Here is a 17,858-nt window from a genome sequence, read left to right as displayed (position 1 = left end):
ATCGCTACTCGGAGACCGAAGCTTTTTTACTGAGTTCTGTTTTCCTGAGGTCAGCGACTGCCTGCTCAGTAATTAATAGATCATCGATGCGATTGTTGATTAACATTGAGTCGATTACTTTCACCTGCGATGTCCCATTGACCGAAAGTCCACAGCGTCCGTTTTCTATGCAGGTTACATTTTCCAAAACGATATTCTTACAGCGATCATGAATGTTGATCCCATCCATCCTGAACTTTTCAAATGTCAAATCAGAGATCTGTAAGCCATCAATGTCAATCAAAGTCAGTCCGACCGATTTCCCCGCGAGAGTAAATGATTCCGTGGGAGGTATTTGATTTTTTAAGGCACGATAATAGATGGCACCTCGATGAACGGCCCAGTTTCCAGGAAGAATTTTATCCAGTTCCGCATCTTGATTCTCGGCGGGCCGATATTCAGGCAGTCTTTTTCCGTTGTGATAAAGATTAAAAAAGCCTTTTCGAAAGGGAGTGACTTTCCATAGTCCGTTTTCTGATTGTCTCCAACCTTTGGGGGGGATTTGGATCGCGCCACTAATAATCGCGCCGTTTCCTAAGATCGTAAATTTCTCTTTTCCGAGTCCACTGAATCGTTTACCAGAGAGGCTTAACGACTCAAAGTAAGGAGTTTCATTGTTTGCCAGAATGATTTTATCTCCTTGTTTGGCATATTGAATCGCACGTGTGATGGTTTTCACAGGGCCATTCTGTCCATCCACAATCTTTGGAGCAATTCCGTTTAGGGTATTATTGCCAAGACGATTATCGACATAAATCACACCACAAACTGCTTGCTGTAACTCAAAAAAGAGAAAGAGGAGACATAGCAATCCTGAACTCAACCTGGCGAAGCGAGCAGCATTTCGCATCTTTTGACTCCCTGACATGAATAAAAGAAGTAAGATTTAAATGACTGAATATTTTGTTAAATGATTTCAGAAAGCATAAAACCCCGGTTTGATACCGGGGTTCATAAGAGTTCAACTGAAGATCCACAAACTATCGTTGACCAACGGAAACATAAGGACGTTCTTCATAGCCAATATAATTGGCATTGGGTCTGATAATTTTGTTTCCATCAAGTTGCTCAAGAATATGGGCACACCAACCAGCAATGCGGCTGGCTGCGAAAATGCAGGTAAACAAATCGCCGGGAATTCCCATATAGTGTTGGAGACTGGCAGAATAGAAATCGACATTACAATTTCGGGAAATTTCTGCGTAGACGAGTTTTTCCATTTCGATGGACATCTCATACCACTTCGGCTCTCCGGTCTCTTTGCCTAAGCGCCGCGAAAGCTCTTTTAGGTGCTTGGCACGTGGGTCTTCTACCTGATAGACCGCATGGCCAAATCCCATAAACTTTCCTTTCTCTGCGCGAACTTTTTTCACGTAAGGGGCGATGTTTTCCATCGATCCAATTTCGAAGAGTGTTTTTAGCACTTCTGTATTGGCACCCCCATGCAGCTTCCCCTTCAGAGCGCCGATGGCACCTGTGATGGCAGAATAGATATCGGGAAGCGTCGCAATAATCACGCGACTGGTAAACGTGCTCGCGTTTAATCCATGCTCAGCGTGCAACGTTAAAATAAGATCCATTGCGCGAGTGGCGTCTTGGCTCGGCTTTTCTCCATTGAGCATATACATAAAGTTTCCCGCATGGCACAAGCTAGGATCAGGAGCCACAGGCTCCAGCCCCTTACGCACTCGATGGATGGCTGCCACAATCGTCGGAATTTGTGAAATCAATTTGATGGAAATCTCTAGCCGCTTTTCGACATCTTCCGATTCAGCATCCTCATCGTAAACGCCTGCTAAAGAAGTCATAGACCTGAGAAGTGCCATAGGGGGAGCCGTTGGAGGCAGCTTTTTGAGAGCTTCAATCAATTCGGTTGGAATAGTTCGATGCTGCTTCAAGCTCTCCTGATATTTTGTCAGTTCATCAGCCGTGGGAAGTTCGCCTTTTAACAACAGGAAGGAGATTTCTTCAAATGTCGCATTCTCAGCCAAATCATCGATGTTGTATCCGCGATATAGTAATTTCCCTTCGGTTCCGTTGACTAAACAGATTGAACTGTCGGCTGCATTAATCCCTTTAAGCCCTTTGACAGTTTCGCTTGATGTTTTCTCTATGTCGTCTGCGCTCATTTGAACTGATTTCACTTTCTCAACTAACAGTCAATAAATTTACAGTGCCGTCTGCTATGACAAGCCAGAATGCTAATTTGGGAGCACTCTCTGCCGACTTTTATTAAACAAACTATTGAAAATTCGTATTCTCCCAGTATATCAAGCCCCCCCATAAGTTCAATGTAGCGAATTTGTTTCTATCGTACAGTATCTTGACTGAGGGGGGCTCAACATCATTCTCTGAGAATAGAGTGTGTTTAATAAATGTTCATCTATGGATTCAAATCAGGGGATTGACTATTTCCAGGAGGGTGAAAGAATAATAGGAACAAGATTAGGAAGAGGGTTTCTCCTCAACATTTTGCGTGAAGTGGTTCTACTTCTTAATATTCCTGCAATTTTATGATTTGGCCAGATTCCGAGGATTCTGTTTTGGTATAACTCTTATAATGGAAAGGAATACGATCACTTTTCGGTACGTTGTTGACCAGTAATGTGAGTGAGGTTTTTTAGAAAATATTAAAACACCCTGTTATATTTCCGTAGACGTTACAGAAAGTTGTGATAGGATAGAGCGATATGAGCGGGAGGCTTATGAGCTTTTTTCAGGTTCTCGGGAGGAGTAAGGATGCTGTGGGAGAGAACCCTCTTGAATAATTTTATTGGCGAGCCGGATGCTCCAATTAAGAGCGCGGAAGCGTATTTGAGCGTTTTAATTTTTCAGATGCTCTACGCAATGGTCAGCCTACCTCTAATGATCAGGATGTGTTTTAGATCGATCATTTTCCATACAGAGATAAGGGGCACGTGTTCTGAAATTGTTTCAAAACCTCCAGGAGAATTTGGTGTTTTTTGCAATGATTTCTTTGCTCTATCGCTATAGGAATTGAGTAGTGATGAGTAGAGTGATTGTAACAAAAATGAGTATCACAATTTGAAAGACAGCTGAATAGAAATAACGTTTGGAAATGAAAATGAGTGAAGTAATCTTGATGTTTGCTGGTAATCATTTTCTTTTATTCTCATAAACTAAAACGCCGTGGTTACACACGGACGTGTGGCCATTCAATTTTTGACAATTTACATATTTAAGGGAGTGACCCGTGCACCGTTTCGATGCCAATCTGAATTCACTATTTCAGGAAGCGGAAAAACAAGGTTTTTTAACATTTCAACAGGTACATACTTTTCTCCCTGATGAAGGGGGCGATCCTGCCCTGATCGAGTATATTGTACTGGGGCTGGAAGAACGTGAACTTGATCTGATCGATGATCCGAACGCGGACATCGATGAGGAAATGCCAGCTGTCGAGGAAACAGTAAATACCGACACCGAAGAGTCTGATGCTTCGCCAGAAGCAAGCGAAGACTCTGATGAAGCTGCCGCAATTGTCGAGCCCGAAACATCCCTTTCTTCACGCGATCCAATTCGCATGTATCTCAGCCAGATGGGGAACATCCCGTTGTTGAGCCGGTCACGTGAAATCTTCCTTGCTAAGAAGATCGAGATTACTCGCAAGCGGTTCCGGCGTACCGTGCTCGAATCCGATTTTGCCCTCAAAATTGCGATCGATACGCTAGAAAAAGTCTATGCAGGCGAACTTCCTTTTGAGAGAACTTTAAGAACCTCTGATACGGAAGATGCCACGAAAGACCAGATCATGGGGAGGATGCCTTTTAATATTGCCACCCTGAAAGCACTACTCGAGAAAAGTTTTGATGACTTTCAGCTTTTAAACTCAGGTGAACTAACGAAGCCTCAGCAGCGCGAAGTACAGAAACGCATGATGATTCGTCGTCAAAAAATGGCAACGCTTTGTGAAGAGCTCTGTCTGCGTACCCAACGTCTACAACCAGTGCTGAAGCGAATTCATCAAATTGCCGGACGATTACGAGAGGTTCAAGAACAGCTCAATGACTATAAACAATTACGGCATAAATCTACTGATACTCGCCTGCTGGAGCGTGAAATTTCAGAACTGACCAACATGGTTGTTGAGTCATCTGAAGACTTTCAAACTCGTTCACGCGAAATCAAACGCCGATTCGATGATTGGACAGAGGCCAAACAGCAGCTTTCAGGTGGAAACCTGCGGCTGGTTGTTTCGATTGCCAAAAAATATCGAAATCGTGGTCTGAGCTTCCTGGATTTGATCCAGGAAGGAAACGCGGGCTTGATGCGTGGTGTAGAAAAATATGAGTATCGTCGAGGCTATAAGTTTTCGACTTATGCCACATGGTGGATTCGTCAGGCGATTACGCGTGCTGTTGCTGACCATGCCCGAACGATTCGAATTCCCGTCCATATGTTCCAGAGTATTTCCACTCTGAAAGCACGAAGCGAACAGATTCGTCAGGAAACGGGACGCGAACCAACGATGGAAGAACTCGCAGATTCCGTCGGTTTGGGAGTTGAAGAGACGGAACGAATCATGAAGACCTGGAAGCATCCCATTAGTCTTGATACTCCTGTGGGAGAAAGCGAAGACAGTAGCTTTGGCGATTTTCTGGAAGATGGTCACGAGTCCTCTCCAGCTGATGCCGCTATGCGTGAGATGTTGAAAGACAAAATCGAACATGTTCTCAAGAGTCTCACTTACCGCGAACGCGAAATCATTCGCCTGCGTTATGGTCTGGGTGATGGTTATAGCTACACTCTGGAAGAAACGGGGCGAATTTTCAAAGTGACTCGTGAGCGTATTCGTCAGATCGAGTCAAAAGCGCTGCGAAAACTCCAGCATCAAACCCGAAGTGCCCATCTCAGAGGATTTGTGGATGCGATCTTCCCCAATAAGGAAGATGAGGAGAACGAAGTAGAAGAGGGCGCTGAGTCCGAACAGGAATCACCAACGATGGCTGGTGTTGCTGAATAAACTAGACTCCATCTAACTCATCATTAATACCCAAGGCGGTTTGTTGTTTTCACCAACAACAGGCCGCCTTTGGCTTTTCTATTTTGTATAATTCGAATATTTTATAAGCTATAGCGCGTCCAATTGAACCATAGCGGCTTCAAAGCGATGATACGAGGTACAAACAGTCCTGGAAACGCTACAATAAACCTGGATACAGGCTAATAAACGCTACCCCGATTCACTGAAGCAGATTGAATTTTTGAATGATTCAATCTTTTAAGAATTTATTATCTTTACGGAGTAAGAGAAAATGGGTCTTTTTGAAGGCAAAAAAGGTTTGGTTTTTGGAATTGCCAATGACCACTCAATTGCATGGGCCATTACAGAGAAGCTTTATGACGAAGGGGCAGAGATGGCTTTCACTCACCTTCCTGATAAAGATCCCGAGCGTCCGCGCATGGAACGGCGTTTGAGAAAACTCGTTGAACCCAGGGGGGCCAGGATCATGGTCCCCTGTGATGTCACCAAGGATGAAGACATTGATAAAGTATTCGAAATCGTAAAAGAAGAATACGGGGAGATCGATTTCTTACTGCATTCGATCGCGTATGCTCCGATGGACGATCTCAAAGGACCTGTTGCCAACGTGAGTCGAGATGGTTTCAAGCTCTCCATGGAAATCAGTGTCTATAGTCTCATTGCGATCGCGAATCGTGCGCAACACATTCTTAAGCCTGGTGGGAGTTTACTGACACTGAGCTACCTGGGGGGAGAAAAAGTGATCCCCGGTTATAACATTATGGGTGTCTGTAAGTCCGCACTTGAAAATTCCATCAAATATCTGGCCAATGAGTTAGGTCCGCAGGGCATTCGCGTCAACAGCTTAAGTGCCGGCCCACTTAAGACACTTAGTTCATCAGCCGTTGGTGAATTCGATATGATGATGAAGCTTTATCAGACCATGTCGCCACTTCGCAAGAATATCATCCCTGAAGATGTTGGTAAATCAGGAATGTATTTGTTAAGTGACCTTTCGAGTGGTGTTACCGGGGAAAACCATCACGTCGATTCGGGGTACCATGTCATGGGGGCCCCTCCGATCGAATTACAACAACAGGGATAATCTATTCCAGTGATCAGTAAAATCATCTCATGCCATTTGTTGAGCATAACCGCTACAACAGGTGGCTTTTTTTCTGTTCAGAAAGGATGAAGCAATCGTTAAGGCGAAACAAAACCTTGAGTTGATTTGGTTTCATTCGGAAATTTTGTGTGTTTTATCTCCACGATTTCATTAAATTGTACGTTCCCCATACAATTCCCTTTTTGCTAACGATTACGATATCAAGAAAAAAACTGCTGGATTCCCAGGTTTTCGTGATCCAAACAGACTAAATTACGTTCTTAAAGCAATGAGGCATATTTTACGTCTCATACTTACATAACCGTACTCGTTGGAATCTATTCACATCGAGGTCGTAGAATTATTTCACATCTCCTTACTGTCCGAGGAATGTCGTGAGTGAATTGATACAAGCCTCAATGAATTGGCCCACTCTGCCGGCAACGGTTCTATTAGGGCTATGTCTTTTGTACTGGCTGAGTGTCATTCTAGGATTTATGGACTTTGATTTTCTGGACTTCGATCTGGATGCTGAAGTTGGTACGGAAGGGGCATCTGTTCTTGATTTCGGTTTTATCGGAATCCGATTTCTGAATATTGGCGAAGTACCAGTCATGTTATGGCTAAGTATTTTTTCACTTAGCATGTGGATGCTCTCAATCAACTTCGACTCCGATGTAAAGATCCAGAATTTTATGGATTATTTGCCACTGGCATTACGAAACATAGGGATCAGTCTTGTGGTGACAAAACTGATCACTCAACCTCTTAGAGGATATTTTAAATTCACACCTCCTAATGAAGTCGAGACTTTGTTAGGAAAGACGTGCCATGTCACCAGTAGCACGGTATCCGAACAGTTCGGGCAGGGTGAAATGGAAGCGGAAGGGGCTCCTTTAAAATTGCATATTCGTTCTGAAGATAAAACAATTCATAAAGGGGATCTGGTCCGTTTAACAGATTATAACTCGGAGAAACAGTTTTTTTACGTCGTAAAAATTAACCAGGAGTCATAATATTATGTCCATGCCGGCATTACATCTTTCTGCTAGCTACCTTCTAGCAGCTGAGATCTTTGGATACTCAGCCTCTGTTGTTGTAGGCGCTATTATCATTATCTGTATTGGGATGGCAGTTGCTGCTACCCGATTTTACCGAAAAGTCGGCCCCGAAGAAGCTCTGGTACGAACTGGTGTGGGAAAGCTGCAGGTTGCTACCGGATCAGGGATATTCGTGATTCCGGTATTGCATCGTGGAGATCAGATGGACTTGTCGGTCAAGCGAATTGAAATTGCCCGAAAAGGAGAAGCCGGTCTGATTTGTCGAGACAATATCCGGGCAGATATTGAAGTGGCCTTTTTCGTGCGTGTGAATAACACAGTTTCTGACATCTGTAATGTGGCTCAGTCACTGGGATGTCGTAGGGCCTCAAGTCGTGAAGCATTGGTTGAGCTATTTGATGCGAAATTTTCAGAAGCATTGAAGACCGTTGGTAAGCATTTCGATTTTGTTGAACTGTATAACGAACGTGATAAATTCAAGGAAGAGATTCTCAAAATTATCGGTACCGATTTGAATGGCTATGTTCTGGATGACTGTGCGATTGACTATTTGGAACAAACCCCTGTTGAAAAATTGAGCCCTACCAACATCCTTGATGCGGAAGGGATCAAAAAGATTACAGATCTAACAGCTCGCGAGCATGTATTATCCAATAATATTACACGCGAAAAAGAAAAAACGATTAAGAAACAGGACGTGGAAGCACAAGAAACGATTCTGGAATTGGAACGCCAGCGTGTAGAAGCTGTTGAGAAACAACAACGAGAAATTGCAGCATTAACTGCCCGTGAACAGGCAGAGGCAGAGCGAGTCCAACACGAAGAACGCCTCAAAGCGGAATCGGCGCGCATTCGCACCGACGAAGAGTTGGCGATTGCCGAAGAAAATAAACTGCGTCAGGTGATTGTTGCTGAAAAGAGCAAGGACAGAACACACGCTGTCGAAACAGAGCGGGTTGAAAAAGATCGGTTGCTGGAAGTCACCGAACGTGAACGCGTTGTTGGTTTAGCTGATATCGACAAAGAAAAGGCGATCGAAGTCGAAAAACGCAATATCCAGGAAGTGATTCGCGAGCGGGTGATCGTGGAACGTGCTGTAGTCGAAGAACAGGAACGGATTAAAGATACCGAAGAGTTCGCTGGTGCGGACCGTCTCAAGCAGGTCACCGTGACAAAAGCGGAAATGGAAGCCGAAGAAAATTTAGTCAAGGAAGTCAAAGCAGCCGAAGCACAGAAAACATCTTCAGAACTGTTGGCGGAAAAAGTTGTCATCGAAGCGGAAGCAGAGAAAACGGCGACAGAGAAGAAATCTGATGCCATCAAAGTTATGGCGGAAGCCAAAACGGCAGACGGTGCTGCCATTGGTCTGGCCGATGCTCAGGTGATGATTGCCAAGGCTTCTGCGACCGAGAAGACAGGACAGGCTGAAGCGAACGTCGAGATTGCCAAAGCAGAGGCGACTGAAAAGACTGGTGAAGCGGAAGCCAATGTCATGATTGCCAAAGCGGAAGGGACCGAGAAGTCCGGAACTGCGGAAGCGAACGTGATGAAATTGAAATTCAGCTCTGAGGCAAATGGAATCGTAGAAAAAGCTAAAGCAATGAAACTCTTTGATGGAGTGGGCCGCGAACACGAAGAGTTCAAGATCCAAATTAATAAAGATAAGGATATCGAATTGGCGGCCATTGATGCGCAAAAGGATATTGCGGAAGCACAAGCTGGTATCGTTGGCGAGGCATTGAAGTCGGCTCGCATTGATATCGTTGGCGGAGAAACGACCTTCTTCGACAAAATTGTGGATTCCATCAAGAGCGGAAAAGCCGTCGATCGCTTTGTGCATAATAGCGAAACAATGACCGACATCAAGAATACGTTCTTTAATGGCAATCCGGATTACTTTGAAGATCAACTTCAAACCTTCATTTCCCGTTTTGGAATGTCCTTTGAAGATGTGAAGAATCTTTCCGTAGCGGCTCTGATTTCTCAGTTAATCGTGCAAACAGACAGCGATGAGGATAAATCAGTCCTGAATCGACTTTTGGCGACTGTGAAAAACCTGGGGATTTCAGAACAAAAAGTGTCATCCTTTATAAAAGCAAAACCCAAAAAGTAGAAAGGTAAACCTCAACACTTTCGACTTTTGAAAGAGTTTGATACGGCTTTCCTCACTTGATAATCATGTCATGTGAGGAAAGCCAATCGATTTCGAATTCATTCACTCTTGCGAAAACAAACAGAAACAGGATGCCCCGGGAACTACGTCAATGGCCGATTTGGAAAATGATTCTCAAGATGTCGCAGCAGACAACGCAGATGCGATTGCACTGGAGAGCAGTACATACGAAATTATCCAAAATCGTTTGCAGAGTCACGGCAAAGAACTTCAGTCACGGCTGGGGAATCTCAATGAGCTGCGAAAAGATGTTTTCGGCTCGATTGAAACGCAACTGTTGGGCAGTGAGCGAATCACCACAGAGCATAACTGTGTCCCGCGCGATATGTTGGCCGTTGGTAACCGTTTTCTATTCGGTTACAATGTGCACTTTGGTTTGAAAGCGGAAACTCATCTGAGTGATGTCTTTTCCGTCTACGAATTTAAAGACGATACCTATCACCCTTTATCGCTGGATTTAATTCAGAATCCAGAGTTTGAAAAAGATTTCAAAGACATTTACCGCTATTACAAAAATGCCACCTTTGCAAAGTTTTTTGTAAAAAGTCCTTTTTTGTATATGCTGTTTCGTGTTGGTGAAGGGCCGAAAGATTTTAAATCGTTTAAATGGGCTATTCAAAAAGATCAACTGGTTTACGTTGACAACCGCAGTGACCATGAAGTTCAGTATCCACCGCAGCAGGAATTTCAATGGACGCGTACGCATCGTGACCTGCATTTTTCGGGAGTGCACCCACATATTTCCATCGATGATCGACTCTTTGTTGAAACGATCGGTGGCGATTTAACCATCAAGATAGAGAACAACACCGAAACCGGTGAAGGAATCTATTCGGAACCCGTGGATGATCCTGATCAGACACTCGATGATGCCGAGATTTTCTATGCACTTATTGGTTCACTGATCCTACTCAAGATTCGACCTTACCAGGAGTCAGAATATCGTTACTTTGTTTATAACGAAAAATTGCAGAATGCACGACGGCTGGATTCGATTAAAGACGCTTGCATCCTGCTACCCGATGATCATGGTCTGGTTTTCTCGAATGGTTACTATTTACAAAGTGGAGAATCAAAGACCTTTGAGACTGAGCTAAAAGATATGCTCTATCAGGGGCGAATTTCTTCCCCCAACGGAGAAGATTTTCTCTATATCTTTTACCAGCCTGATCAGGGGGCCTATGTTTTATTACAATACAATGTGATCGAACAGAAGCTGGATACACCGCTTCGATGTCACGGATTCACTCTGTTTGAAGGGGGGGAGTTAATCTGTTTTTCCGGGCAGGACGAGCCTCAGAAACATCATACGATTCAGCTCTGGAAAACCCCTTACATTAGCGATACATTTCAGGTTCCGCACAAAACAGACTCTTATCTCAACAAAATCGGTAACAAAGACATCGTACGCGGCATGGCAGAATGTCATGAAATTCTGGGGTTAATCAATCGCAAAGAGGCTTATGAAAATCTTTATGTAGATCTCGTTAAACATACAAGTGATGTCCTCGATTCCTATTTCTGGATCAATCACAAAGAGACATGCGAGCTTGGAGAGGTTGTTCTTGAAATCAAAAGAGCAGCTGAAGCGGCAGTCACTGAATTTGAGAAGGTATTACAACTACAACAGAGCACAAAAAAGAGAACGGCCGAAGTCGAGACACACACCGGAAAAACATTAACAGAAATCAATCATCGTCGTTTCGACAAAATTGATGACTTTGTGTTGAGCCTTGCCAACTTAAGAGGTTTGCGGGGAGATATCATTTCGCTGCGCGACCTACGTTATGTCGACCTCAAGCTCGTTGATCAACTGGAAAAAAAAGTCAGTGAACGATCTGAGAAACTGGCCACACGCTGTGTGTCGTTTCTTTTGCGAGACGATGCACTCAAGCCTTACACCGATCGAATTTCAGCAGCGACGGCTCAAATTGAAACGGTCGAGAAAGTAGCCGATGCGCGGAAAGTCGAAAAAGAAATTGAGACCAGTTCGAGCGAATTGGAGATGTTGATTGATATTGTCAGTAACCTGAAAGTCAAAGACACGACTCAACGTACTGCCATCATAGATAACATCTCGACGAATTTTTCCCGTATTAATCAATCGCGGGCTGCCCTGAAACGCCGTATCAAAGATTTGATGTCTGTCGAAGGGGTGGCAGAATTCAATGCACAGATCAAACTCCTGAATCAAGGAGTTGTGAACTATCTGGATGTTTGTGATTCACCTGAAAAATGTGATGACTTTCTTACAAAACTGATGATTCAAGTCGAGGAACTCGAAGGGCGATTTGCAGAATTTGATGAATTCGTCGAACAGCTGACAGAAAAGAGGGAAGAGATCTACTCTGCCTTTGAATCGCGCAAATTGGCGATTGTTGAGAGTCAGAACAAACGGGCCAATACCCTTGCGAAATCGGCAGATCGAATTTTAACTGGCATTCGCAGCCGTGCAGAACAGTTGGATTCGATTAATGAAATCAATGGTTACTTTGCTTCGGACCTGATGATCGACAAAGTGCGAGACATTGTTCGCCAGTTGGGTGAATTGAACGATACCGTCAAAGTAGATGACATACAGAGTCGTCTGAAAAGTATCCGTGAAGATACCGTAAGGCAGTTGAAAGACAAGCAGGAATTATTTGTTGATGGCGAGAACATCATCAAACTTGGCAACCGTAAATTTACCGTCAATCGTCAACCACTTGATTTAACCACTGTCTTTCGTGATGATGCGCTGCAATTGCATTTAACGGGAACCAATTTCTTTGAAGTCATCGAAGATGAGCGTTTACTGGCCACAAAAGAAGTTTGGAATCAGGAAGTCGTTTCCGAAAACAAAGACGTCTATCGTTCTGAATATCTGACTTACTGTCTTTTGAATTCATTGGAAACGGATCCAGAACATTCTGTAGAATCACTGGCTAAACTCACCGATGAAGAACTCTTGGCTTTCATTCAAAAGTTCATGGGACCCCGTTATAGCGAGGGGTATGTTAAAGGTGTTCACGATCAGGATGCACTGCTTCTGTTAAAGTCAATATTGCATATCAAGCCGGCACTGGGGCTGTTACATTATCAATCGAGCGCGCGGGCGCTGGCAGCCTTGTACTGGGAATATTTCTGTGATGAGGATACTAAAACGATCTTTACAAGCAAGCTTTCGGGGTTTGGAAAGATCATGCAGGTCTTCCCTCAAACAGGACAGCAGCAGTATTATATTAATGAATTGCAGCAGCAACTGACACAATGTGTCCGGCAAATTTCCGGTTTTGAGGATGCATTGATTCCGGAGGCCGCCGAATATCTGTTTCATGAGTTAGTCGGTGGTAATTCCTTTGTCATCAGTAAGCGCGCTGCAGACCTCTATCATGACTTCGAAAAGTATTTGAAACACAATAACGCGCTGGAACGATTCGAAGAAAGTCTGGCAGCCATCAGTGAGAATCCAGCGAATTGGTTTCTGTTGGCCAGGGACTGGGTTCAGGCATTCCTGGATCATCAGGACGATACCGAAGATCATGATTATCGTGATGAAATGGCACTTCTCTTGCTCGAAGGAAAGCTGGACCGTGGCCGTTTAATTGATGCCCAGGTCACTGATCAGATTGAAGGACTTTCGGGTTCGCATGCATGTATTCAAAGTGGTGAATATCATTTGCACTTCAATCGTTTTATGAAACGGTTGTCCGAATTTGAATCTGTGAATGTTCCCCGGTTTGAATCTTATGTCGCATTAAAGAAAGAACTGGTTGATACGACCCGAGAGATTATGCGACTAGATGAGTTTCAGCCTCGTGTGCTGACTTCATTCGTTAGAAACCGGTTATTAGACGAAGTCTATCTACCAATGATTGGTGACAACCTCGCCAAGCAGATGGGAGAGGCCGGCGAACAGAAGCGAACTGATCTGATGGGACTGTTGATGCTGGTTTCTCCACCCGGATACGGGAAAACCACGTTGATGGAATACATCGCCAATCGGTTGGGTATCATTTTTATGAAAATCAACGGGCCTGCTCTGGGGCATGAAGTCACTTCGCTCGACCCCGCTTCTGCACCGAATGCAGGAGCCCGTGAAGAAGTTAAAAAGTTAAACCTCGCGCTGGAAATGGGCGACAATGTGATGATTTATCTGGATGACATTCAGCACTGTCATCCGGAATTTCTTCAGAAGTTCATTTCACTCTGTGATGCTCAGCGGAAGATCGAAGGGGTCTACAAAGGCGAAACCAGAACCTATGACTTACGCGGTCGAAAAGTCGCTGTTGTGATGGCGGGCAATCCCTATACAGAAAGTGGCGAGAAATTCCAGATTCCTGACATGCTTTCTAACCGGGCCGACATTTATAATCTGGGTGAAGTGATTGGCGAGCACGCCGATGCGTTTGAGATGAGCTATCTGGAAAACAGTATTACATCCAACCCCGTATTGAATCCACTTTCATCGCGCAGTCAGAAAGATATCTACACGATCATTCAGATGGCACAGAATGGCACAGGAGAACGTGGCGACTTGGAAGGAAACTATTCAGTTGAGGAACTCAACGAGATGGTTTCCACCATGAGAAAACTGATTCGAGTTCGCGATGTGATCTTGAAGGTGAACCGTCAATATATCCAGTCGGCGGCTCAATCCGATGACTATCGCATCGAACCTGCTTTCAAATTGCAGGGATCGTATCGCAATATGAACCGTATCGCCGAAAAAGTCTATGCGGTGATGAACGATCAGGAACTTGAGACACTCATTGTTTCCAACTATGAGAACGACGTTCAGACTTTGACTTCAGATACAGAAGCCAACTTGTTGAAGTTTAAAGAACTGATGGAGATTCTCACTGAAGAGGAGCAAAAACGCTGGAGAGAGATTAAAAAATCATTCCGCAAAAATCAGCAACTCAAAAGTGTCGGCGGGGAAGAAGATCGGCTGTCGCAGGCGATTTTACAACTCAGCAATGTCAGTGAAGGCTTAAACGAGATCCGCGAAACGATGGACACCGGAATCAATCAACTGACACAAGAGAAAGAGACCAACCTCGATCAATACGCGAGTGCTTTTATTGAACGGTTTCAACATCTTGCTGAAGGACTGGAAGCCATTCAGGTCGCACTCAGCTCAGGTACAAAAGATGTGGCAACGCTCTTTGAACAATCGGTTCAATCACAATTAGAACAAGCTAAAGTCTCTCCAATGGTTCCTGAGGCAGACCAGCCCGCGACTGACGAGCTCCCCGATAAAATCACCGTTGTCAATAAAATTCCCCGTTCATTGCTCAACGTGTTGGAAACACAGTTCGATTTGATGCAAGGCTGGATGCAGCCCCTGCTGGCAACCTCACATGCCCATCAGGCAGAGGTTCAGGAACTACGGGAATTAATCACCCGCTGTCTCAAAGATTACAACGCACTCATCAAACGCGTGGATGACAACTAGCCCGTTATTCTGATTCCATTGAGAGCATTACGCCAGTTCGTGCAATGGCTCTCCAAAGGGGAGCGTGATAATCGGACGTCCCGAATGGTCGAGGTAATGCTTTTGTGTATCGATCCCCAAGTGTTGATAAATCGTGGCAAGCACATCTTGTGGTGTCTTGGGATTATCTTTGGGAAATGCGCCTTTGGCATCCGACGAACCAACCACTTGGCCCCCTTTGACAGGTCCTCCTGCAATGGCAGCGCTGAAAACGTTGGGGTAATGATCGCGTCCCGCATTTTTATTCACACGCGGCGTCCGGCCAAACTCGCCCCAGGCAACGACGAGTGTGGTTTCCAAAAGGCCCCGCTGGTCCAGGTCTTCAAGCAAGGCGGAGTAACACTGGTCCCAGCGAGGTAGAAAACCGTTACGCATGGAGTCGAAGCCTTTCACATGTGTGTCCCACCAGCGACAGTCGACTGTGACCAGTCGCACTCCCGCTTCGACCAGACGACGACCAAGTAACATGCGCTGCGAAAACGCACTTGCGCTACAGCGAGTTGGATCCATAGGATTATAACGCGGAATAAATCCATAGCGTTCGCGCGTGCTGCTGCGTTCTGAATCGAGGTCAAACGCTTTACGGGCTTTGTCCGAACTGAGAATGCCAAACGCCTGTTTCTGGAATTTACTGATCGCGTCCAGTTGTCCGGAGTTATCGATATCAGTTCGCAGCTGATCGAAGCTTTTCAATAAATCTTTGCGTCGATTAAACCGATTGTCGTTAATCCCTTCCACAAGCGAAAAGTTTTGTAACGTAAAAGGGCCATCGTTGGCGGGGTCGGCCAATGTTTCGAAAGGCTTGTGAGCCACCCCGAGGTAAGTAGAATCGGTACCCGGTACCTGTCGCGGGATCATAACATATGGAGGCAGTTCGGGAGTCAGGTGACCCAACTGTTCTGAAACGATGGAGCCACAACTGGGGTGAACATTAACAGCCGGGTTCGTGCCAGGCGGGTGTCCGGTAAACAGAATCTGATCACCGGCAGAGTGTCCTGCGTTGGTATGATGCAGGCTGCGAATGATGGACCATTTCTCCATGATCTTCGCGCAGCGCGGCATCAGGTCTACAATTTCAATTCCAGGTACGGAGGTCTTGATCGCACCAAATTCGCCCCGGAATTCTGCAGGTGCGTTTGGTTTGGGATCCCAGGTTTCATGTTGAGAAGGGCCGCCTCGCATCCAGAGGATGATCACCGAGTTTTCTTTTTTCGCAGCAGGCCCTGCGTGGGCCTCATGTTTCAGAAGATCTGAAAGTGTGAGCCCGGATAGCCCCAGGCCGCCGGCTTTCAAAAAACCACGACGGTTCAGACGTAGTGTGTTTTGAAATTCAGCGCAGCCAGCTTGCGACGGGTGTTGAGCCATTCTTTTATCTTCCTCCGAAAAAACTCTCGAAGCAACACATCAATCAATGTTTATGTTATCAGAAAGCTCGCTGAGAACCAAGCAAAGAATGTGGCAAAATCAGAGATTCGATTACTGAATCTTCCCACGCCCTTGAATGGGCCAGACGACTTCAAGACGGTCATTGCGGAAGCCGTAGAAGTTTTCGTGCAGGATGGATGTGAAGTCGGTATAACCGGGAATGAGTTCGATTTTGTCGCCGATCTTGAGGTCCTGCGATTCAGGTCCCAGGTCGACAGCACAATGTTCCGCGCTGAGAGAGGTGACTTTGGCGTCAGGCCAGGCTTTGACCAGCGGAAGCTGAAAATCGGGATGCATGGTCTTTCGGCCGCAGTCGAGTACCATGCGCCCTTTTTCGGGGCGACTGACGACGGTTGCCAGTACACTCAATGAATAATCGTAGCCGGTCAGATTGCACTTGTTGACATACATCGGATCGGCAAAGATACCACCGCCCGCCTGAAGTTCGGTGATTCCTTCACAGTCGGATGTGATTTGAAACGAACCTGTACCACCGGCGCTCACGATTTCACATGGGATGCCTTTCGCTTCAATGGCGGCTTTACAACCGACGAGTGTTCGCATCGCTTCTTCGATCTTTTCTTTCTTTTCTTCCTGATCTTGAACTTGAAGCAGATGTCCTTCATAGCCCATGATTCCCGCCAGTTCGACTCCATCGAGTTTGTCGATGGCCATCGCGAGATCAACGGTATCCTGTCCCGGGCGTGAGCCGACTCGATTCAGACCGATATTCACTTCGGGCATCATGCGGCAAGTCACACCGGCCGCATCACACATCATGGCCAGAGGTTCAATCTGGGCATAATGATCACAGGCGATGATTGGGTTGGCGTGCCGGCATAGCGAAACCACGCGTTCCCATTTAGTTTTACCCACAATCATATTAGCGATCAGAATATCTTTGACTCCGGCAGCCGCCATGACTTCGGCTTCGGAGACCTTGGCACAGGTTACGCCAAGCGCACCCGCCTCTATCTGAGCCAGTGCAATGGCAGGCGTTTTATGGCACTTTTCGTGAGGTCGCCATGTCTTGCCGCGGCTGAGGATGTGTTCCGACATCTTTTGAATATTCGATTGCATCAGATCCAGGTCGATGCACAGAACCGGTGTGTCGAGATCAAACTTATTTGAGCCAATCAGGGACTGAGACATAAAATTTCCTAATATCCAAAATATCAATGAACGCGGCAAAGTTTATTAACGAGATAGTACAGAAAACTGTTGAGATTCACATTCCCAGCGGTGGTTTTCTTGAAATCAGACATTATTCAAAAAACTTTTCCCACTGCGTTGACAGTTCCCAAAAACCTCGATAAACTCCGCGTCCCCATTGAAGTTGCGTCTCAGATGTGTCGATGAAAAGTGGACAATGATGAACATCTTTGATGGTCGTTCTTTGACAAAATGGTTGGTGGCCCCAAATTTTAAGAGTGGAAGCCGGTACGTTCTGGACGTGATTTCTTCGGAGATTGTGGAAGGGATGTACTAAGGTATTTTTAAATTATTGAGTCAATCCGTAGCGCATCAGACAGGCGACCTGTTTTGATGTGGATTGGCGTCAAACTCTCGTGTTTTTATGACGGCTTGCCGTCATA

At 45.4% G+C, this 17,858-nt stretch carries 9 protein-coding genes; 5 read left to right on the top strand and 4 right to left on the bottom strand.

Annotation, left to right across the window (positions count from 1 at the left end; translation table 11 throughout):
• Window positions 1-4: 4 nt before the first annotated feature.
• Together V202x_RS03670 and V202x_RS03665 are read right to left on the bottom strand one after the other, a co-directional pair.
• Entirely contained in the window at window positions 5-889 is an 885-nt protein-coding gene (locus tag V202x_RS03670; RefSeq protein WP_145171311.1) for a hypothetical protein, read from the bottom strand.
• 130 nt (window positions 890-1,019) lie between these two features.
• On the bottom strand, window positions 1,020-2,168 hold the full coding sequence (locus V202x_RS03665; RefSeq protein WP_145171309.1) for a citrate synthase: 1,149 nt from the start codon (window positions 2,166-2,168) through the stop codon (window positions 1,020-1,022).
• 1,085 nt (window positions 2,169-3,253) lie between these two features.
• Here V202x_RS03665 and V202x_RS03660 point away from each other — a divergent pair.
• The 5 genes from V202x_RS03660 to V202x_RS03640 all read left to right on the top strand — a co-directional run bounded on the left by V202x_RS03660 (window position 3,254) and on the right by V202x_RS03640 (window position 14,799).
• Window positions 3,254-5,023 (top strand): sigma-70 family RNA polymerase sigma factor, encoded by a 1,770-nt coding sequence (locus V202x_RS03660; RefSeq protein ID WP_145171307.1) that lies wholly within the window; start codon window positions 3,254-3,256, stop codon window positions 5,021-5,023.
• 292 nt (window positions 5,024-5,315) lie between these two features.
• Window positions 5,316-6,128 (top strand): enoyl-ACP reductase, encoded by an 813-nt coding sequence (locus V202x_RS03655; RefSeq protein WP_145171306.1) that lies wholly within the window; start codon window positions 5,316-5,318, stop codon window positions 6,126-6,128.
• 395 nt (window positions 6,129-6,523) lie between these two features.
• On the top strand, window positions 6,524-7,144 hold the full coding sequence (locus tag V202x_RS03650; RefSeq protein ID WP_145171304.1) for a hypothetical protein: 621 nt from the start codon (window positions 6,524-6,526) through the stop codon (window positions 7,142-7,144).
• A 4-nt stretch (window positions 7,145-7,148) separates the two neighbouring features.
• Window positions 7,149-9,302: a flotillin family protein gene (locus tag V202x_RS03645; RefSeq protein WP_145171302.1), complete on the top strand. Its 2,154-nt coding sequence runs from the start codon at window positions 7,149-7,151 to the stop codon at window positions 9,300-9,302.
• Between the two features lie 151 nt (window positions 9,303-9,453).
• Window positions 9,454-14,799, top strand: coding sequence for a DNA repair ATPase (locus V202x_RS03640; protein ID WP_145171298.1), 5,346 nt, complete (start codon window positions 9,454-9,456; stop codon window positions 14,797-14,799).
• A gap of 27 nt (window positions 14,800-14,826) precedes the next feature.
• Here V202x_RS03640 and V202x_RS03635 read toward each other — a convergent pair whose 3' ends face one another.
• On the bottom strand, window positions 14,827-16,203 hold the full coding sequence (locus V202x_RS03635) for a DUF1501 domain-containing protein (RefSeq protein ID WP_145171296.1): 1,377 nt from the start codon (window positions 16,201-16,203) through the stop codon (window positions 14,827-14,829).
• Window positions 16,204-16,314: 111 nt separating this feature from the next.
• A complete protein-coding gene (locus V202x_RS03630; RefSeq protein ID WP_145171295.1) occupies window positions 16,315-17,415 on the bottom strand; it encodes a DSD1 family PLP-dependent enzyme in 1,101 nt (366 codons plus the stop codon).
• Between the last annotated feature and the right edge of the window lie 443 nt (window positions 17,416-17,858).

Origin of the sequence: Gimesia aquarii, assembly GCF_007748175.1 — a bacterium.
In the GTDB taxonomy this organism is placed as follows: domain Bacteria; phylum Planctomycetota; class Planctomycetia; order Planctomycetales; family Planctomycetaceae; genus Gimesia; species Gimesia aquarii_A.
The sequence above is the reverse complement of the archived record's forward strand: the minus strand, read 5'-3'. Positions and strand labels throughout refer to the sequence as shown.